The organism is Leptolyngbya sp. FACHB-1624, from assembly GCF_047649235.1.
GTDB classification, from domain to species: Bacteria; Cyanobacteriota; Cyanobacteriia; order Leptolyngbyales; family Leptolyngbyaceae; genus Leptolyngbya; species Leptolyngbya boryana.
The window spans coordinates 2,478,707-2,498,208 of record NZ_CP180258.1 but is presented as its reverse complement, the minus strand read 5'-3'; the positions used below and the strand labels follow the sequence as shown (position 1 = coordinate 2,498,208).

16 protein-coding genes are annotated in these 19,502 nt (G+C 47.1%); 9 read left to right on the top strand and 7 right to left on the bottom strand.

From position 1 onward, the window contains the following. Positions 1-83 precede the first annotated feature (83 nt). The 4 genes from ACMUEV_RS11560 (at position 84) to ACMUEV_RS11545 (ending at position 2,155) form a co-directional block, all read left to right on the top strand. A complete protein-coding gene (locus tag ACMUEV_RS11560) occupies positions 84-917 on the top strand; it encodes a DUF2382 domain-containing protein (RefSeq protein WP_190647071.1) in 834 nt (277 codons plus the stop codon). Positions 918-1,039: 122 nt separating this feature from the next. Then, positions 1,040-1,474 (top strand): DUF2382 domain-containing protein, encoded by a 435-nt coding sequence (locus ACMUEV_RS11555; protein ID WP_190647072.1) that lies wholly within the window; start codon positions 1,040-1,042, stop codon positions 1,472-1,474. Between the two features lie 9 nt (positions 1,475-1,483). Then, positions 1,484-1,918: a CAAD domain-containing protein gene (locus ACMUEV_RS11550; RefSeq protein WP_190647073.1), complete on the top strand. Its 435-nt coding sequence runs from the start codon at positions 1,484-1,486 to the stop codon at positions 1,916-1,918. A 27-nt stretch (positions 1,919-1,945) separates the two neighbouring features. Then, positions 1,946-2,155 (top strand): hypothetical protein, encoded by a 210-nt coding sequence (locus ACMUEV_RS11545; protein ID WP_017288942.1) that lies wholly within the window; start codon positions 1,946-1,948, stop codon positions 2,153-2,155. Between the two features lie 79 nt (positions 2,156-2,234). On the opposite strand, the gene ACMUEV_RS11540 is transcribed toward ACMUEV_RS11545, so the two are convergent. From ACMUEV_RS11540 to ACMUEV_RS11525, 4 genes are all read right to left on the bottom strand, one after another. Then, on the bottom strand, positions 2,235-4,280 hold the full coding sequence (locus ACMUEV_RS11540) for a prolyl oligopeptidase family serine peptidase (RefSeq protein ID WP_190647074.1): 2,046 nt from the start codon (positions 4,278-4,280) through the stop codon (positions 2,235-2,237). A gap of 335 nt (positions 4,281-4,615) precedes the next feature. Continuing rightward, positions 4,616-5,500, bottom strand: coding sequence for a glycine betaine ABC transporter substrate-binding protein (locus tag ACMUEV_RS11535; protein WP_017288944.1), 885 nt, complete (start codon positions 5,498-5,500; stop codon positions 4,616-4,618). After that, on the bottom strand, positions 5,497-6,123 hold the full coding sequence (locus ACMUEV_RS11530; protein ID WP_190647075.1) for an ABC transporter permease: 627 nt from the start codon (positions 6,121-6,123) through the stop codon (positions 5,497-5,499). Before ACMUEV_RS11530 ends, ACMUEV_RS11535 begins: the two co-directional genes overlap by 4 nt. 11 nt (positions 6,124-6,134) lie before the next feature. Further along, positions 6,135-6,857 (bottom strand): ATP-binding cassette domain-containing protein, encoded by a 723-nt coding sequence (locus tag ACMUEV_RS11525; protein ID WP_017288946.1) that lies wholly within the window; start codon positions 6,855-6,857, stop codon positions 6,135-6,137. A gap of 141 nt (positions 6,858-6,998) precedes the next feature. Between ACMUEV_RS11525 and ACMUEV_RS11520 the strand changes: the two genes are divergently transcribed. From ACMUEV_RS11520 to ACMUEV_RS11510, 3 genes are all read left to right on the top strand, one after another. After that, positions 6,999-9,221 (top strand): ATP-binding protein, encoded by a 2,223-nt coding sequence (locus tag ACMUEV_RS11520; protein ID WP_190647076.1) that lies wholly within the window; start codon positions 6,999-7,001, stop codon positions 9,219-9,221. A gap of 357 nt (positions 9,222-9,578) precedes the next feature. Next, positions 9,579-9,830, top strand: a complete 252-nt coding sequence (locus ACMUEV_RS11515; RefSeq protein WP_190647082.1) for a hypothetical protein — start codon at positions 9,579-9,581, stop codon at positions 9,828-9,830. Continuing rightward, positions 9,823-10,080: a type II toxin-antitoxin system RelE family toxin gene (locus ACMUEV_RS11510; RefSeq protein WP_190647077.1), complete on the top strand. Its 258-nt coding sequence runs from the start codon at positions 9,823-9,825 to the stop codon at positions 10,078-10,080. The genes ACMUEV_RS11515 and ACMUEV_RS11510 overlap by 8 nt, the downstream gene beginning before the upstream one ends. A 58-nt stretch (positions 10,081-10,138) precedes the next feature. Here the strand turns inward: ACMUEV_RS11510 and ACMUEV_RS11505 are convergent, their stop codons facing one another. Together ACMUEV_RS11505 and ACMUEV_RS11500 are read right to left on the bottom strand one after the other, a co-directional pair. Further along, complete coding sequence (locus ACMUEV_RS11505; RefSeq protein WP_190647078.1) at positions 10,139-12,625, bottom strand: toll/interleukin-1 receptor domain-containing protein; 2,487 nt, start codon at positions 12,623-12,625, stop codon at positions 10,139-10,141. An 87-nt stretch (positions 12,626-12,712) separates the two neighbouring features. Continuing rightward, positions 12,713-13,945, bottom strand: a complete 1,233-nt coding sequence (locus tag ACMUEV_RS11500) for a tetratricopeptide repeat protein (RefSeq protein WP_190647079.1) — start codon at positions 13,943-13,945, stop codon at positions 12,713-12,715. A gap of 222 nt (positions 13,946-14,167) precedes the next feature. Between ACMUEV_RS11500 and purD the strand changes: the two genes are divergently transcribed. Both purD and nblS read left to right on the top strand, forming a co-directional pair. Then, complete coding sequence (gene purD, locus ACMUEV_RS11495; protein WP_017288952.1) at positions 14,168-15,451, top strand: phosphoribosylamine--glycine ligase; 1,284 nt, start codon at positions 14,168-14,170, stop codon at positions 15,449-15,451. A gap of 272 nt (positions 15,452-15,723) precedes the next feature. Beyond that, a complete protein-coding gene (nblS, locus tag ACMUEV_RS11490) occupies positions 15,724-17,685 on the top strand; it encodes a two-component system sensor histidine kinase NblS (RefSeq protein WP_036044704.1) in 1,962 nt (653 codons plus the stop codon). 14 nt (positions 17,686-17,699) lie between these two features. On the opposite strand, the gene ribBA is transcribed toward nblS, so the two are convergent. Continuing rightward, entirely contained in the window at positions 17,700-19,403 is a 1,704-nt protein-coding gene (gene ribBA, locus ACMUEV_RS11485; RefSeq protein ID WP_017288954.1) for a bifunctional 3,4-dihydroxy-2-butanone-4-phosphate synthase/GTP cyclohydrolase II, read from the bottom strand. Positions 19,404-19,502: the final 99 nt, after the last annotated feature.

Here is a 19,502-nt window from a genome sequence, read left to right as displayed (position 1 = left end):
CATCAAAAGGGTGAGGAAGCCAGAGTCAGCGAACCTTATTGTGAAGACATATTCGTTCTTTACTAAGGATCGACAAAAGTACTATGGCGCTTCATAAGATTAAGGATTTTGACCCCGACTATCGGACGCATTTTGATAATGATGATGTAATCGGGCTTGATTTATATTCTGGCAACGACAAGATCGGTTCAGTTGAGGATGTTCTCGTTGATGATAATGGTGCATTCCGTTATCTCGTGATCAATACAGGTGTGTGGATTTTAGGTAAAAAAGTCCTGATGCCGATCGGACAAGCTCGAATTGTTTATGGCGAACGTCGAGTGTATGCCAACGGCTTAACCAAGGCTCAAGTCGAAGATTTACCCGAATACGACCCGGATCACTTGGTCGGCTACGACTACGAAGAACAAGTCCGAGATATCTATCGTCCGAATACAGTCGCAGCGGGCATGACTGCAACCGACATGACCTACGACCAAGACAGCTATCGCTACGAGCATGATCCAGCGTTGTACAATCTCACCGAAGATCACGACACCTTGCGTTTGTATCAAGAGCGCTTAATTGCCAATAAAACTCGTCGCAAAACAGGTGAAGTGGCAGTTGGTAAACATGTTGAAACTGAAACCGCACGGGTGGAAGTTCCAGTCGAGAGAGAGCGCGTTGTCATCGAGCGATCTCCTGTTACAGGTGAATCAACTGTGATGCCGGGTGAAGCAGATTTCCACGAAGGCGAAGTCGCACGGGTGGAAGTCTATGAAGAAGTGCCTGATATCCAGAAAGAGACATTTGTGCGCGAAGAAGTCCGCGTGAAAAAGGTCGTCGATCATGAAACAGTAACCGCAGAGGATCAGGTTCGCCGAGAAGAACTCGATCTCGACATTGATGGCAATCCGAATGTCGATCGACAAATCTAATTTTGGCTAAGTAACCTGAGTGTTGATGTGAAGAGTAGGGAGGAGGGAGAGATTTACCCCCATCTCCCCACTCCCCACTTAAGAACCCACAACCCCAACAGATCACTCCCTCTACCCAAATCATGACCTCTCAACCTCACAGCCTACTACCTAGCGAAGAAATCGATCTCACCCCTGAACAAGCCATTCGCCTGTTAGAAGAACGATTAATCGTTCGGTCTGATAAGCGGAAGGTTGGAGAAATCGTGGTGCGGAAAGAAGTTGAAGTCCGCATGGTCGAAGTTCCCGTCCGTCGCGAAAAGCTCATCGTTGAGCAAGTTCAGCCCAAGTATGAGCGACTCGCAGAAATTGATCTTGGACAAACCACTGAAACCGCAGGTTCAGGAGCCATCGTCTCTGGCAAATTCGACTCTCCCCGTGCGGTCAGCGATCTCTTAGATGCGATCGCAAGAACTCCGGATCACAGTTGTGCTGAAATTCGTGTCGAAATCAAGCTCAAAGATTCTAAGCATCAAGAGACTTATCAAACTTGGTTCGATCGCTGCCGTAAATCCTAGGAGACATCTATGACGACTGAACTTGAAGCACGTCCCGAAGTAATTGATCAAGAACTAATTGAAGCGCGTCGGCTGATGGCTTGGGAACGCGATCGCGCTCAGATTGAGGACTTTTTCAATGAACCCGGAAAATATGTTCGTGCATTCTGGCAAGAATATAAGCCGATTATTTATGTCTTAGGTGCTATCTTTACCGCTTTGGTTGCCCTGAAAGTTGTGCTCGGACTCATTGGATTTGTGACTGGGCTACCTCTGATCGGTGGACTGCTTGAACTGGTTGGAATTGGCTACTCTGTATGGTTTGCAAACCGCTACTTGCTCAACGCCGAAACTCGTCAAGAACTTTCCAAAAAAGTAGACGAACTCAAGCAAGAGGTAGTCGGCGCTGCAAGTTCGACTCAAGAAAAGATGCTCGATTCGATCGACACCCAAACCGTTGAATAATCTTATCCCCCTATTTTGAACATCACTATGCTGCTACAAGAGAAAGAAACAGGTAATTTAGTCGAAGTGCTCGATATCCAACTGCTGATTGACCCGAATGAAGAAACGATTTCAGCAAAAGATCAAGCGGGTCAAGAAGAACAAGACCCAGAGAAATTTGCGAAAACGAATTTAGTCTTTCCTTCGGGAGAAGCTCTGCCCCAATGTTGGGTTGATGCAAATTATCGCACTCGATAAAAGCTGTACAAATTCATAGGCGTTTGAGAGAGGAGGAAATTGAGCGATCGCTCAATTTCCTCCTCTCTCATCGCATCAGCTACTGCTCTAGCACTGCCTCAACAAATGCCCACTTATCTGCAACTTCTTCAATAATTTTTGCAGTCGGTTTTCCGGCTCCATGCCCTGCTTTCGTCTCAATCCGAATCAGCACAGGTTGCGTTCCCTGATGCGCCGCTTGCAGTGCCGCAGCAAACTTAAAGCTATGGGCTGGCACAACGCGATCGTCATGATCTGCTGTAGTAATTAAGGTTGCTGGATAGCTCGTTCCTGCTTTGAGTTGATGCAGCGGTGAATAAGCATACAGTGCCTTGAATTCTTCTGGATCATTAGGAGAACCATAATCGCTTGTCCATGCCCACCCGATCGTAAATTTCGGAAACCGCAGCATATCTAATACACCAACCGCAGGAAGTGCCGCACCAAATAAGTCCGGACGTTGCGTCATACAAGCGCCGACCAGTAAACCGCCATTACTTCCGCCAGAAATTGCGAGTTTACTAGCAGACGTGTAGCCATGCTCGATCAACCATTCTGCTGCTGCAATAAAATCGTCAAACACATTCTGCTTATTGAGTTTTGTTCCTGCTTGATGCCAAGCTTCACCATACTCACCGCCTCCGCGCAGATTCGGGATTGCATAGACCCCTCCGCGCTCCATCCAAACGAGATTCGCGATCGAGAAACTCGGCGTCAGTGAAACATTAAAGCCACCATAGCCATACAGACAGGTGAGATTGTTTCCATTCAGTTCTAAGCCTTTTTTATGGGCAATGAACATCGGAACCTGAGTTCCATCTTTACTCTGATAAAAAACTTGTTGAACTTCGTAGTCGTGAGGATCGAACTCAACTTGCGGTTGTCGGAATAGAGTACTTTCTCCTGTCTCTAAGTTGTAGCGATAAATCGTTGTGGGTGTTGTAAAACTCGTAAAGCTATAGAACGTCTCAGTATGACTTCGCTTTCCACCAAATCCTCCCACTGAACCAATCCCAGGCAATTCGACGACTCGAATCAATTCACCCTGAAGATTCAGGATCTTAATTTGGCTACAAGCATCTTTGAGAGATGACACAACGAATTGATGACCAAAAAGGCTGACATTATCAAGCGTTTCAGAAGTTTCTGCAATCACTTCTTGCCATTGGTCACGCTGAGCATTTTCTAAGTCGATCGCAATCACTCGCCCGCGTGGTGCATCAAGATTAGTTTGAAACCAGCACAGACTTCCTTCAGAGTTGATCAAGTGATAGCTAGCTTCTAGCTGATCGATCAAAGCAACTACCGGAGCATAGGGAACAGTCAAATCTTTGTAATAGATCAAATTCTTCGGCTCTGATCCGAAGCGGACTGTGATGATCAAGTAATTCCCGTCCTCGGTCACCTCGCCATCTATCAACGCTTCTTTCTGCTCAGGAAGCTCAAACACTAGAACATCCTCAGCTTGGTCTGTTCCGAGTTGATGGTAGTAGAGTTTATGAAAATAGTTGATGTCTTCAAACTTTGTCGTTTCGCTCGGTTCAGGATAGCGAGAGTAGAAGAATCCTTGATGATCATGTGTCCAAGCAACCCCGGAAAATTTCGCCCACTTGACTCGATCGCTTTGATCTTCTCCCGTCTCCACATCGCGTACATACCATTCTTTCCAATCAGATCCCGAAGTAGAAAGAGCATAAGCCATCCATTGACCGTCATCACTAATCGCAAGACCAGACAGCGCGATCGTGCCATCGTCTGAAAGCTGATTTGGATCAAATAAGACTCGCGGCTGATCTTCTAGCGAATTCAACGTATAAAGTACACTTTGATTTTGTAAGCCGTCATTTTTGAAATAAAAATAGCGATCGCCAGCTTGAAACGGCGTGCCATATTTCTCATAGTCCCAAAGCTGAGTCAACCGTTGTCGAATCGATTCGCGCTGCGAAAGCTGTTCGAGATAGCGAAACGTCAATTGATTTTGAGCCTCAATCCAGGTACGACTCTGATCAGAATCAGGGTCTTCTAACCAACGATACGGATCTGCAACTTCGAGTCCGTGATAGACATCTTTCTGCTCAACGATGGGAGTGAGGGGATAGGAAAGCATAAGCAAGGATAGTGGGGGAGTGAGGGAGTGAGGAGTGGGGGAATAGGGAGCAATCTGAGCTTGGGTTCTCTCCATTTCTCCACTCCGGAAAATCAATGCAGTTAACTAAGAGAATGTTTGGAACGTATCGTTCATCGCATTCACCCGCCCGTGATTGAAAATCCGGGCTAGTTGAACGAAGTCCACTAAAGGGACTAAAAACCAATTAGAATCAGGTCTTCAGTCCTTTTCAAAGGACTTCGCACCGTTAGCCCGGAATTCTATTCCAGGGCGAGATAGAACGGGGCGAGGAAACTGTTGATACGGTTCAAACGCTCTCTAACTAACTAGTCTACCTATCTAGACTTTAAGAAATCCCGAACAACTGCTTTGATGTCTTCTTTCTTTCCATCCACACGAAAGTTCAATTCCTGCATCGTTTTATCGGAAATCAAGCCTCCAAGCTGATCCAAAACGTCTTTGAGTTCTGGGTGTTTCTGCAAGGTTTCTTGTCTGACAACTGCGGCAGCCTCATAGGGTGGGAAATAGCGTTTATCGTCTTGCAACACCGTCAGATCCAGAGTCGAAAGCAGCCCGTCAGTTGTATTGCCAGCCACGATATCCACTTGTTTATCGTTGAGCGATCGATACAAGAGTCCCAAATCCATCACTTTTGGCGGCTGAGTAAATTTGAGATTGTAATGCTTTGCAAGTCCTGGAAATCCATCTTCACGATTGAGAAATTCAGGCCCAAAGCCCGCCCGCCATTTTGGAGTTTGAGGCGCAGCTTGGGACAATGTTTGTAGCTTCAATCTGCGAGCATCTTCGCCTCGAATCACCATCGCAAAAGAATTGTTAAATCCAAACGGCTTTGACCAGAGCAGCTTAAAGTCGCGCTTAAATCGACTCTCGACTGTTTCACGTGTCTTTTTGGGATCGCTGTTTGCTCCAAGCTTCAAAATCGCGTTATAAGCCGTTCCCGTGTACTCAGGATAGATATCAATTTCACCTTTCTGAATTGCCGTCAAACAGATAAACGTTCCACCTAAATTCAATCGACGATCGACTTTCAAATTTGTTTTCCGCTCAATCTGCTGCGCCAGCAGTTCACCTAAAATATTCTGCTCTGTAAAGTTTTTCGAGCCAATAACAATGCGATCTCCCCCGGGCTGACAAGCCACGATCAAACCCGTTAAACAAACGGCGAGGAGTGCAAATGTAAAAAGTTTTTTCAGCTTCATTTTTTAACCGTCAATCGTCGTTCAATCCAACCTAAAATCCAATCTGCACCTAACGCCATTATTGCAGCCGGAATCGCGCCTGCAAGAATCAGTTGATTATCTACAATCGCGACTCCTCGAAAAATAAATTCTCCTAATCCTCCTGCCCCAATTGCCGATGCGATCGTTGCCAATCCAATCCCAATCACAGTTGCCAGCCGAATACCCGACAAAATCACACTCATCGCCAATGGAATTTCAACTTGTAACAGCAATTGACGATCGCTCATTCCCATGGCTCGTCCTGCTTCTCGAACAGCGGGATCGACCGAGTTAATCCCAACAAAAGTATTGCGAATAATCGGCAGCAGCGAATAAAGCACCAACGCCACGATCGCAGTTTTCTCTCCAATTCCCCCAATGATCGGAATCGGCAACAGAATACCAAACAGCGCCAGACTCGGAATCGTCTGCATCACATTGGCAAACCCCAAAATCGGTTTCGCAAGTCTCGAATATCGCGTGATCAAAATTCCTAGCGGAATGCCGATGAGGATTGCGATCGCCATCGCTACTGCCACTAAAAATAAATGCTCTCCACTTCGCTGTAAAATCTCCTCGCCATACCGCGTCCAGAATTCCATCTCAATTCCTCTCAGTCTCTCGCGCTCAAAAATGCTCTGGCTTCTGGATGCTGAGATCGCTCAAATTCAGCCGGAGTCGCAATTTCTACCAACCGACCAGCTTGCATCAACCCAATCCGAGTTCCCAACTTAAACGCCTCACGGATATCATGCGTGACAAAGACGATCGTTTTCCCTAACTGCTGTTGCAACCGCTGAAACTCTCGCTGAAGTTCGACGCGCGTAATCGGATCAAGTGCCCCAAACGGCTCATCCATCAGTAACAGCGGCGGATCTGCCGCCAAAGCTCTCGCGACTCCAACCCGTTGTCTTTGTCCACCCGATAATTGATGCGGATAGCGATCGCTAATACTTTTTTCCAATCCGACGAGTTCTAACAAGTCCATCACTCTCGATCGAATCCGCTCCGGCTGCCAATTTTCCAGGACAGGCACAACTCCAATATTCTGTGCCACGCTCAAGTGCGGAAAGAGTCCAACTTCTTGAATCACATATCCAATTCGCCGCCGCAAGTGGATCGGGTTCCAAGATTGAGTCGATCGACCTTCGACTCGAACTTCTCCTTGCGTAGGGGTCAGAAGATGATTGATCAATCTCAGGGTCGTTGTCTTTCCGCAACCACTTCGACCCAGTAAAACAATTGTTTCACCAGAAAAAATTGTAAAGCTGAGATCTGCAATCAGCAATCTCTGATTTAGTTGATAGGAAACTTGGCAGAACTCAACAACACTCATTTAAGATTCGGTTAACTTGCGTTTTTTCATTGAAATTCAGTCTAGATCACCCAGCTGGGTGAAGCCGATCAAGGAATATCCTTCTAACCTAGATTAGTCTATTCCAGCGATTGGAGTGCTACATCCTTGTTCAAGGATCACATGGCAAAACTCAACCTATCTCAGGTTGGTCACTCATTGTTCGCGATTGCGATCATCGCGATCGTGTACTACTTGAGTGCACGTTTTGCCTTGAGCATCACCCTCCTCAATCACTGTGCTCTGGCATCTGTGCTCTATCCCCCGATTGGAATTTCACTGGCAGCTATTTTACTGATAGAACATCCTGTTTGGCTCGGTGTCTTTTCTGGTGCAGTCATGTCTGGGCGATCGCTCGATCAAGTCAATTGGCTGACAGCATTCCTAGCAGCAACGGGCAACACGCTAGAAGTTATCGTTGCGAGCCAATTGTTGAAACAAGTGGAATTTAGTAGATTACTTCGTCGTGTACGAGACGTGTTGGCATTAATTGGATGTGGAGCCGTTCTTGCCCCCACGCTGAATGCAACCATCACAACTCTGACTTCGGCTGCGATCTCCCAACCGACGGAGCTTATGAATCATTGGTTTGCAAGTTGGCTTGACAGTTCAGTTTCGATTTTGGTGTTCACACCCGCGATCGTGGTGTGGGGAGATCAAGAACTTCGTGTACCGCACTCTTTTCGCAACAGATTGAAAAAGTTGCAGCCCGTTCTCGTGGGTCAACGGACGATCGAGTTTTACATCTGGTTAGGATTGATGGGAGCGTGGAATGGGCTAATGTTGACCACTTCAACCGGAACAGCCCCAATTGTGCAGGGAGCAGCACTGCTTTTACTGAAGTATTCACCATTTCTGTTTGTAGTTTGGGCAGCACTGCGGTTTGGACAGCAGAGAACGATGTTGTGCTTTCTGATTGCATCCTTGAGTTCGATTTGGGGACTGACCCAGATCCAGCAGGGAAATTTTCAATCTTCACTGTTTCAGATCCAGATTGCGATCGCAATCATGGCAATCATCACCCTGGTTTTAGTTGCGACGATCGCGGAGCGCAAAACAGTCGAAGCTCAACTAAGGCGCAGAATTGAACAAGATCAGTTTTTAGCTGAAAGCACATTGAGAATTCGGCAATCTTTAGATGTCAAGCAGGTTTTGAATACGACCGTCGCAGAAGTTCGAGCGTATCTGAACGCCGATCGTGCTCATATTGCTGTGTTTGATGAACAAGGGTTTACCGATGTTGTTGCCGAATCAGTTGCACCCGGATGGAACCCGATGCTAGGAACGCGATCGCCTCGACCAATCTTGGCGGATATTGCCGTTTTATTTGAGCAGCAATCTGTGCGAGTCAACCCAAATTCAGACATGACTCAGAACGAGTTTCTGAAGCTTTATTATGCGATGTATCAGGTCAAAGCAAGCATTGGAATCGCAATTTGGCAAGAAGGACAGTTGTATGGTGTGTTAAATGTGCATCAGTGCGTTGCACCGAGGAATTGGCAGGATTTTGAAATTGAATTGCTGACTCGGTTAGCGACTCAGGTAGAGTTGGCGATTCAGCAGGGACGTCTGTATGAAAAGGTGCAGGGATTTGCCAGCGGATTAGAATCTCAGGTACAGGAGCGGACTGCACAGTTGCAGCAGAAAATGATCGAATTAGAGACGTTGAATCAGGTGAAGGACACGCTGGTTCATGCGGTAAGTCATGATTTGAGAACGCCTGTGTTAGGAATGTTGATGGTTCTGAAACGGTTGCAAACGAAAGCAGAGGAAACCATTTCACTCTCGAAATCCGTGCTCGATCGCATGGTCGAAAGTGGCGATCGCCAATTAAGTTTGATTAGTTCCTTACTAGAAAATTATTCGCACGAACCACACAAGTTGAGTTTGAATTATCAACGTGTGTCGATCGTGGAATTAGTCGATCAAACGTTACACAGATTAGAGCCATTGCTCCATCAAAATCAAATTCGCTTAGAGAAGCAGATTGCGCCTGATGTGCCACAGTTCCTAGCTGACTCAATCCAGTTACAACGCGTGTTAGAACATCTGATTACCAATGCTATGAACCACAATCTTCCAGGCATCAATTTAGCAATTCAGGTAGAGAAGGCTGAGAATGAGATGAAATGTACGATTTCGGACAATGGAATCGGAATTCCACCCGATCAGTGCAATTTGCTGTTCGATAAGCCTTTCCTAAGAGGATCGCAAAATCACCATCGCACTGGGTTGGGATTAGGATTATTTCTTTGTAAGCAGGTGATTACAGCACATCAGGGTCAGATCGGTGTGAATTGCGGAGGGAAGGGCGCCAATTTTTGGTTTACTTTACCTTTGCAGTGAGAACTTACGATCATTTCGATGTGAAGCGAGAACATTCCTCAGTCCGATGGGGATTGCAGTGCTTGAAGAATTGAGCATGTCATTGGGTCATCCGAGAGTGCATCGGTGAAATTGTTTTCAATGACTTTTGGAGGAGCGATCGTGCAGTAGACGCGATCCGCCTAATTTCTACAAACCCGCCGGAAATCGTAGGGAGCGACTTCCCTAGAAGCACAATCACTCTCTACGGGTTTCTCGTTCTGAAGTTGTTGGAGCAGCGGTCAATCGAGTTAGGGTGAGGCAGTGGCGTGTCTTGGTGGGTTCATCTTTAGGAAAGGAATCTATACTGGACTTAGTTTTCGGAAAGGATACAACTTAATGCAAACACCAACTTATGAGGAAGTGCTGAATCTAGCTCAACGCTTGAATCTAGATGAGCAAGTTCAGTTGTGGAAGGTTTTAAGCCAAGTCATTTATCCGGCTACAACTACTGAAGAAAGTGATGAAGTGATTTCTTCTGCTGAGATTGCAGAGAGTGAGGCAGCGTTTCAGGATTATTTAGATGGGCGCGATCGAGGTCTTAGTTCTAAGGAGTTAAAGCAGCAATTGTTGGGAGAGAATCTTGGCTGATTGGGATTACATTCTGCTCAAACCTGCTCAGCGCTATCTAAAACGAATGCCGATCGAGGATCAACTGAGGGTGATTGAGGCACTTGATCAATTGATTCAGGATTCGATCGGGTTGGATATCAAACCGCTTAAAGGTCGCCCTGAGTCAAGGTTACGGATTGGAAAATATCGGATTTTGTTCCGGGAAGATTCAGAAAATCAGATTTATGTCGTGACAACGATTCGACCACGTGGGGATGTGTATAAGTAACGATTACTTGAATTGAGTTAGAAGGTGCGATCTCTGTCTCAATTCCTACGATCGCTCTCTACGATTCTTCGTTCTGGAGTTGTTGGAGAAGCGATCGTGTGAGCGGATGATCGGAGAGTTCGGAGGTGCGATCGCTTTGAGCTATTTCCTGCAAGAAATATACAAACTCTTCCAAAGTATCTTGTGTGCAATGGTGCATTTCTCCCAATCGCTCATAGAAGATAGAAAACGCTTGCAGGTATAGGATCTCTGCTTCTACATATCGCTCCATAGTCGCGTAGAGTCCTGCTAGATTACTCAACCAAAGTGCCATATCAGGATGGTCTTCTCCCAGTGGTTTCCTACTTATCTGCAACGCCTGAATATAGAGTGCTTCCGCATCAACATATCGTTCTTGCGACCAATATAATAGTGCTAAATTGTTCAGGCTTGTGGCGACCTCCGGATGGTCTGACCCAAACTGTCGTTGCCTGATTTCCAAAGCTTGCAGTAAAAGCGGCTCCGCATCAATATACCGTCCTAGTGACCGATACAATTCTCCTAAGTTACTCTGGCTCCATGCGACATTAGGATGATCTGCCCCCAACTGCCTCTGACTAATCTCTAGGGCTTGTAGTAAGAGTGGCTCCGCATCAATATATCGTTCTTGCGACTGATACAATGTTGCCAAATTGTTCAAACTCTGAGCAACATCAAGATGGTCTGACCCAAACTGTCGTTGCCTGATTTCCAAAGCTTGTAGTAAAAGCGGCTCCGCATCAATATACCGTCCTAGTGACTGATACAATATTGCCAAATAGTTCAAACTCGTGGCGACATCGGTGTGGTCTTGTCCTAGTCGCTGGATCGCGATCTCTCTACATTGCTTATACCATTCCTCTGCTTTCCCAAACGCCAATTGTTCTGCATAGAACCAACCAATGTTAACTGACGGCGTAATCAAATTCTCATCCGTCAGCCACAGGTTCAGCGTTGCTGCTGCTTCTTTGAGGTGCGGAATAACAAAACTTACTGGCTCAATTATCTCTAGGGTTAGCCTATGCGGAAACTGATGGGCATTCGCTACCATCACCCCACAAAACGATCGCTTCATCTCCTCATCTTCTGGCATCTGCGATCGCTTCCAAGTAAAGAACTCCCGCAACAACTGATGCAATTGATAGTTCTCTCCACCCTCAAAGCTTAGTAAGCTCAAATTCACCAACTGTTCATCCCGCAGATCTTCCAATTCTTCCTCATCTGCTTCCGGTAAACACTGCTGAACCAGCGACCACGGAATTTCAGCCAGCGCAAACAGACTCAGAAGTGCAGCTAACTTTTGCGCGTCTGCATTCAATTCTTGCCAACTCAACTCAAATGCTTTAATCACATTCAAAGTTGCGGTCATGCCCGCCTCAACTTTTTGCAACGAGATCGCCTCTAATCGGTCATCCTGCAACCGTTCCCAAAGCTTCGCAACTGAACACCCTTTCTTCCGCGCCAAATACCGCCCGACTAGCTCCAATCCCAACGGCAAATAGCCCAACCACTCACAAACCTGCTTTGTCGTCTCCAAATCCTTCTCAATTCGCCCATCAGACACTAACCGCCGCAATAATTCCAGCGATGCCGGCTCACTCAACATCTGAATCTCATAATTTCTCACCGACCCATCTAAATATTTGCGCGTCGTCAGCAATACCCGAAACTGATCGCGATGTTTCGGTAAGAACGGTTGGATGTCGGCATAAGCTTGCACATCATCGAACACAATCAAAGTTGCTGCCTTCTGCCAATTTGTCCAACACCATTCCACCTGTGCCATCAACTCACGATCGTCCGGCGGAATCATCCCCAACTTTTCCCGCGCAAACTGGACAATTTGCAATCCAATATCCTCTCGCGCCTTCAGCCAACACACCCCACCTGGATAATCCTGCGCTTTCAGATGTTTCAGCGCATATTGCAGTGCCAATTCGGTCTTGCCAATCCCGCCCATTCCTTTGATCGACGAAATCGCAGTCAGTTCTCCCGATCGCACCTGCAAATGCAACTCCTCAAGCGCCTGCTCTCGCCCTACAAATAGCTGATTCGCAAGCGGCAAATTCGCTGGAATGCCTAACTGAGGAAATTCTGACGATCGAGATGGCTTCGTTCTCTCATCCGAAACCGCCCGCAACAATAATTCTTGTGCCTCTGCTTTTGCGACTCCGACCAAATCCATATAAACGAGCGCTCGTAACAATCCCGTCAATTCACAAGCTTCTACCCGCACCGGAATCAACGTGCGATTCTTCCCTTTTGGATCTTGTACAAATGCGGCTGCCCACTCTGGTTGAGCAAATTCGGATTTTAGATAATTCGGAGATAAAACCGCGATCGTTCTTCTCGTATTGTCGATCGCGTCATGCATATCTAGCACAAAGTTTCCACCTAGGCGAAAATCCCAGGCGTGAATCACGACGGTATATCCCGATTCTTCCAAGATCCAAGCAATCCACTCAGCCCAAGCTTTGTCATGCCGATTGTAGCTGACAAAAAAATCCTTCTTTGTGTCCGTACTCATCGAGGCAACTCAGAGACAACACTGTTTCTTTTCTACCGCAGAAGAAACTCGGAGTCCGCGAATTGTCACAGCTCCTTTAGAAACGATTTATTTTGCTGCTTGAATCTTCTGGATCTGCTGAGTGAAATAATCAACTCGATAATTGATTTGTTTTGCAACTTCTAACCCTTGCTGAAATGCCTTTGCAGCCTCCGCTGGCGCATTTCGTTGCAGTTGAATCTGACCAATCTGATCTAGCGCATCCATTACTCCATACGTGTCATACGCCTGCTGCTGCACGCCCGCTAAATAGTTGTAAACCTGAAGTGCTGCCTCTAATCGATTGTTCGATCGATAAAGCACCCCTAATTTTTTCAACGCATCACTCGCATATGCCAACTGTCCCAAAGGCTGTGCAAGCTCAAATGCATCCTGATATACCCTTTCTGCCGCATCTAATTGCTGGCTCGCAACAAAATTATCTCCCTGTCTGATCTTCAAAGCCGGAACGAACAAAGCTTGCTGCGGATTCTTTTGATAAATCTCAATCAACTGCTGCTGATACGTCACCGCTTGAGCCGATTGCTTAGCTTGTTCGTGAATGTAAGCAAGCTGAGCTAAATTTGTCACAATGTTAGGAGCATCATTGCGCGATCGCGCCAATTGCAAAAGCTCCTCATACGTCGCGATCGCAGGCGGATAATCAAACCAGCTTAAATGCAATTGTCCGATCGTATTGAGTAAGCTCACTTCTGCCACGGAGTCTTTGCGCGTTCGGGCTTCACTCAACATTTGCTGATAGACCTCCAGGGCCAGTCCTGGCGATCGCACTTGTTGATAAGCAATACCCAACGCAGGGAAAATCTGAGCGCGATCGGGCAGACTGACCTGCTGTTGATTTTGCAGCGGTCTTTGAACTTGGGTTTGAATCGCGGACAGACGATTGGTAATCACTCGGACTTGGGGATTTAGATTTTGTCGCCAAGCGATGTCTCCTACTCGACCCAAAGCCTGCACTTCTTCTAAAAATCCCAGCGCCCGTCTGAGTCTTAATTCTCGGTTCCAAATTTCAAACGATCCTAGAACATCTCCAGCCCGTAGTTTTGCGATCGCTTGTGTATTTAATTCATCTAATGCTTTGCGTAACGTTTGGCGTTCTGGCTCCGACAAAGGGCGATTTAGCCCTCCAGGCAACAGCGGATCAGGAGCCGTCAACTCCAGCGGATTCGGCGGAAATTTATCCGGTTGTTTGGGCGGTTCAGCCGCATTCACACTTAAGGTCAATGAAACAACTCCGGCAATTGCTATTCCACTGAAGCCCCACCAGTCAAATCTTGTCATAAATTTATCTCTAGAAGCGATCACCCTATCTACTTAATAGAATTCCAGACTCTGGAAAAGTTTCAGCCAAAAATTTGCGATTTGCTGGAATTAAACGAAAATTCATAATTTCCGCGCACTGAAGATTTTACAGTTAGGCTTAAGATTTGTACTGGACTAGATGCGAAAATCGATCGCGCTATTTCTTGATGAATTTATCCATTTGGTTTGGGTGAGGAATCTGTGAGAGTTTTGGTTGTTGGCAATGGTGGGCGAGAACATGCCCTAGCTTGGAAGTTCTTGCAGTCCCCGCAAGTGCAACAGGTGGTCTGTGTTCCGGGAAATGGCGGGACGGCTTCTCTGAAGAATTGCCGAAATTTAGCGCTTTCTGTAGATGACTTTGAAGGTATTGCCCGATATGCCTTAGTCAACAACATTGGAATGATCGTTGTCGGGCCAGAATTACCGCTATCGCTCGGCATTACAGATTATCTCAAAGCGCAGGAATTAACCGTCTTTGGACCAACCCGAGAGGGGGCACAAATCGAGTCGAGTAAAGCCTGGGCAAAAGACTTGATGAAAGCCGCAGGCATTCCCACTGCGCGGGCAGAAGTTTTCACAGACGCAGAATCTGCGATCGCCTATATCCGCTCTCAAGGAGCGCCGATCGTGATCAAAGCCGATGGCTTAGCTGCCGGAAAAGGCGTCACCGTTGCCATGACGCTCGAACAAGCTGAAACTGCGGTCACTGCTTGTTTCTCCGGACAATTTGGCGCAGCAGGTAGCCAAGTCGTGATCGAAGAATATCTGCAAGGTGAAGAAGTTTCGATTCTGGCAGTCACCGATGGTCTAACGATTCGTCCCTTATTGCCCGCTCAAGACCATAAGCGAATTGGCGAGAACGATACTGGCGAGAATACAGGCGGCATGGGGGCTTACGCTCCAGCCCCGATCGTCACTCCAGACTTAAAACAGCGCATTCAAACAGAAATCCTGGAGCCAGCCATTCAAGCGTTGCGCGATCGCAATATCGATTATCGAGGCATCCTCTACGCTGGATTGATCATCACACCCGAAGGCGATCCGAAAGTGATCGAATTTAACTGTCGATTTGGCGACCCCGAAACTCAAGTCGTTCTGCCTTTACTAGAAACGCCGCTGGAAAAACTGCTCTATGCCTGTGCCAAGCAGAAATTAGCAAACTTTCCAGAGATCGAATGGAAATCAGGAGCAGCAACTTGCGTAGTGATTGCTTCAGAAGGATATCCCGGCAATTATCCGAAAGGCTTGCCGATCAACGGAATTACAGCTGCAGAAGAGACGGGTGCAGCCGTCTTCCATGCCGGAACCCAAATGAAGAATCAACAAATCGTCACAGATGGAGGTCGCGTGTTTGGTGTAACGGCGATCGCAGACACCTTTGACCAGTCGATCGAGCAGGCGTATCGAGCCGTCGATCAAATTCAATTCGAGGGGATGTACTTCCGCCGAGACATCGCGCACCGAGTCCGAGGAAAAAGTATGTGAAGCGGTAGTCCTTCAACATCCCTGTGAGCAGTCTGACAGTGGGGAGTAGGGAGTCACCTAGACTTACTCCCTACTCCCCACTCTTTTTGGGACTTACAACTCCACCAGAATCGCTATCGTTTTATACCGCGTTCCACTTCCGAAATTTCGCGGCACTGCATCACTTAGGCAAAAGTTTCAGATTCCCTAAACACAGTAAGATTAAAAGACAGTAAGGCGTGAAACAAACTATTAAGTTTCAACCTTCGTTCTTCATTCTTTAGAATCTGCCCGTGTCCTCCTTTATCACACCGATTCGAGACGTTTTACGACGCTGGTGGTCAGGATTTAGCCTCCAGACAAAACTGATGGCGGCGGCAACTTTAGTCGTTTCGATCGTCATGAGCGGTCTCACATTTTGGGCAGTCAATACGATCCAGCTCGATGCCCGAATGAATGACACTCGCTTCGGCAGTGATTTAGGCTTGTTATTAGCCGCCAACGTTGCGCCATTGGTGAATGAAGAAAATCGCACCGAACTGGCTCAATTCTCGCATCGGTTTTATGGCAGCACTTCTAGCATTCGCTACATGCTCTATGCCGATGCCGATGGCAATATTTTCTTCGGCATTCCTTTCTCGGATTCCGAGGTTCAAAATTCCCTAACCATTCAGCGCAAAATTCAACTGCCTGAAGACTTTAATGAACGCACCAATCGTCCCATGGTGCGTCAGCACATTACGCCGGATGGTGAAGTCACCGATGTGTTTGTGCCCTTGGTTTTTGAGAACAAATACTTAGGCGTTTTAGCGATCGGAACCAATCCCAATCCAACCGTTGTCACCTCATCGCATTTAACGCGAGACGTCACGATAGCGGTTTTCGTCTCAATCTGGGTGATGGTCATTCTCGGTGCAGTCTTCAACGCGCTGCAAATTACCAAACCGATTCGGGAACTCGTGATCGGCGTGAGAAACATCGCTAAAGGAAATTTCAAACAACGAGTCGAACTGCCTGTTGGCGCAGGCGTGGAACTAAGCGAACTGATTGCCAGCTTTAATGACATGGCAGAACGCTTAGAACGCTATGAAGAACAGAACATTGAGGAATTGACCGCCGAGAAAGCAAAGCTTGAGACTTTGATTTCGACGATCGCAGATGGAGCCGTTCTGCTCGATGCCAACATGCGGATTGTTCTTGCCAACCCCACCGCACGGAGAATCTTTGGCTGGGAGAACAAAGCGATCGAAAGCGAAAACGCCATGTATTTCTTCCCGGTTGCCGTTCAAGTCGAACTGACGCGCCCGCTCTTTCAAATGGCGCGTGGCGAATTGCGAGAAGAAGCGGAATTTCGGATTACCGCGATCGAGCCGAATAACCGGACGCTGAGAATTCTTTTAAATGCCGTCGTCGATCCAGTCCGAGACAACGTGAAAGGAATTGCGGTGACGGTGCAAGACATTACCCGCGAAGTTGAACTGAATGAAGCAAAAAGTCAATTTATCAGCAATGTCTCGCACGAACTGAGAACGCCATTATTCAACATCAAGTCGTTTATTGAAACGCTCTACGAATACGGCGACGAACTCAGCGAAACTCAGAAGCTCGAATTTTTGGAAACCGCAAATCGAGAAACCGATCGCTTAACTCGCCTGGTTAACGATGTTTTAGATCTGTCTCGCCTCGAATCCTGCAAGATTTATCAATTTGAAGCGATCGACTTAGTACAACCGATCGAACAAATTCTCAGAACTTACCAACTCAACGCCAAAGACAAAGGCATTGAACTGATTAAAGATATTGAACCCGATCTGCCGCCTGTGTTTGGGCATTACGATCTGTTGCTGCAAGTCTTTGCGAATCTCGTGGGCAACGCTTTGAAGTTCACCGAGGCGGGTGGAAAAGTCGCCCTGCGCGCCTACTCTTTAAGATCATCTGAAGATCAAGTCCAGCAGTTCGTGAGAGTTGAAATCGGTGACACTGGCATTGGAATTGATGGCGCAGATCAAGAAGCAATCTTCGATCGCTTCTTCCGCGTCGAAAACCGAGTTCATACCTTAGAAGGAACAGGCTTAGGACTGTCGATCGTCAAAAATATTATCGAGCGTCATCGGAGCCATGTCCGTCTCGTCAGCGAAGTCGGTTGTGGCACAACCTTCTGGTTTGATTTAGTGGTGTTTCAGGAGAATCCTGAGTTTGAAGAAATGTCAGTCACTCTGGACAGTCCAGCACTCCTTCAATCAAAACCAGGATAGATGCACAGCCGGACTTAGACCTTCAAGAAGCTGTAAATCGTTTGAGTTGTCAGCAAGTCACAGATCGTAGAAGGCAGACGATGTAACGGGAAGGTTTGACGATCGAGTTGAATCTGGAGTCCAACTAATGGATCACTTCCAGGTGAAACGAGGAACTCCATCTTCTCTAGAGACAGGCCCATCGTAATTTGATCCAACATATCGGCAACAGCGATCGTAAACGGATGCTGCGCAGACTTGTACCACTCGGCATCAGCGGCGATTTCATGCTCAAAGCCTAAATTGATGATCAATGACGATCGATCAAACAGCGCGAGCGCCATCGGTCGAGTTTCTTCCTGTAACATCAAATCCCGAGCTTTCGCCACATGCCGTAATTTCTCAAGCAGCGCATACCGCTCGGTCACAGAATTCAGATCATCTCTTAAATTGATCGAAATGGTTGCTAAGTAAGTGCGAAGAAATAAATGCCCTAATTTTTCTGCTTTCGTCGCCAAATAGCCAGAATTGTAAGTCGTCGCTTCTGTTAATAAAGGAACGCGATCGATCATTTCCAATCCATAGCCTTTAAGTCCTGCAATCTTGCGCGGATTATTGGTGACTAGACGAATCTGTTTTACCCCCAGATCATTCAAGATCTGAGCGCCCACTCCGTAATCCCGCAAATCTGCTGGAAATCCTAGCTTTTCATTGGCTTCAACGGTATCGAGTCCCATGTCTTGCAGCGAGTAGGCTTTCAGCTTATTCACTAAGCCAATCCCTCGCCCTTCTTGTCTCAAATACACGACGACACCGGAACCGTTATGCTCAATCATCTTCAATGCAGCTTCCAGTTGCACTCGGCAATCGCAGCGCAATGACCCTAAAGAATCGCCAGTCAAACATTCTGAATGGACGCGCACCATCACAGGCTGGTTTGAAAACTCAGCGGGATCACCTTTGACGATCGCCACATGCTCTGTATTGTCGAGCAGATTCCGATAGCCATAAATCTTAAAGTGCCCAAATTGGGAAGGTAAATCAGCAACCGTTTCTCGATGTACAAATCGTTCATGCTTTAACCGATAGCTGATCAGATCGGCGATGCTGATAATTTTTAAATCATGCTCACGGGCGTAGTCGATGAGCTGTGGCAACCTTGCCATCGATCCATCTGGGTTTTGAATTTCACAGATCACACCCGCCGGATATAAACCTGCCAAGAGAGATAAATCGACCGCTGCCTCAGTATGTCCTGCACGTTTCAGAACACCGCCGCTGCGTGCGCGGATCGGGAAGATGTGTCCAGGACGACGTAAATCAGTCGGACGCGTGTCGGGATCAAGAACAGCCTGGATTGTTTTAGCGCGATCGTCGGCGGAAATCCCGGTCGTGACGCCGATCCGAGGAGACGCATCAATACTGACAGTGAAAGCCGTCTGATTCGTATCCGTATTTTCTCGAACCATTAAAGGGATATCTAGCTCATCGAGCCGTTCTCCCGTCATAGCGAGACAGATCAGACCTCTAGCATAAACTGCCATGAAATTAATCATGTCAGCCGTGGCAAACTGCGCGGCGCAGATGACATCCCCCTCGTTCTCCCGGTTCTCATCATCGACAACAACGATCGCTTTTCCGATTTTCAAGTCGGCGAGGGCATCATCGATCGAATCGAAGGTAAACGGTTGGGTATAGGTTGGTTGAGACGATTTAACAGAGAAGTTCAAGGCGACCACACCGTAAAGTTTCTTGAAGCGGACTTATCTTTGATTGTAATTCTTTTGACTGCGGAACTCATCGTCTAATTGTAATTCTTTTTACGCAGAGGGATGGGC

What these genes read in the sequence shown, in the direction of transcription:
- ACMUEV_RS11500 (WP_190647079.1), bottom strand. Translation starts at nt 13,945, where the DNA reads ATGACAAGATTTGACTGGTGGGGCTTCAGTGGAATAGCAATTGCCGGA.
- ACMUEV_RS11505 (WP_190647078.1), bottom strand. Translation starts at nt 12,625, where the DNA reads ATGAGTACGGACACAAAGAAGGATTTTTTTGTCAGCTACAATCGGCAT.
- ACMUEV_RS11540 (WP_190647074.1), bottom strand. Translation starts at nt 4,280, where the DNA reads ATGCTTTCCTATCCCCTCACTCCCATCGTTGAGCAGAAAGATGTCTAT.
- ACMUEV_RS11525 (WP_017288946.1), bottom strand. Translation starts at nt 6,857, where the DNA reads ATGAGTGTTGTTGAGTTCTGCCAAGTTTCCTATCAACTAAATCAGAGA.
- ACMUEV_RS11530 (WP_190647075.1), bottom strand. Translation starts at nt 6,123, where the DNA reads ATGGAATTCTGGACGCGGTATGGCGAGGAGATTTTACAGCGAAGTGGA.
- ACMUEV_RS11555 (WP_190647072.1), top strand. Translation starts at nt 1,040, where the DNA reads ATGACCTCTCAACCTCACAGCCTACTACCTAGCGAAGAAATCGATCTC.
- ACMUEV_RS11560 (WP_190647071.1), top strand. Translation starts at nt 84, where the DNA reads ATGGCGCTTCATAAGATTAAGGATTTTGACCCCGACTATCGGACGCAT.
- ACMUEV_RS11545 (WP_017288942.1), top strand. Translation starts at nt 1,946, where the DNA reads ATGCTGCTACAAGAGAAAGAAACAGGTAATTTAGTCGAAGTGCTCGAT.
- ACMUEV_RS11515 (WP_190647082.1), top strand. Translation starts at nt 9,579, where the DNA reads ATGCAAACACCAACTTATGAGGAAGTGCTGAATCTAGCTCAACGCTTG.
- ACMUEV_RS11550 (WP_190647073.1), top strand. Translation starts at nt 1,484, where the DNA reads ATGACGACTGAACTTGAAGCACGTCCCGAAGTAATTGATCAAGAACTA.
- ACMUEV_RS11520 (WP_190647076.1), top strand. Translation starts at nt 6,999, where the DNA reads ATGGCAAAACTCAACCTATCTCAGGTTGGTCACTCATTGTTCGCGATT.
- ACMUEV_RS11535 (WP_017288944.1), bottom strand. Translation starts at nt 5,500, where the DNA reads ATGAAGCTGAAAAAACTTTTTACATTTGCACTCCTCGCCGTTTGTTTA.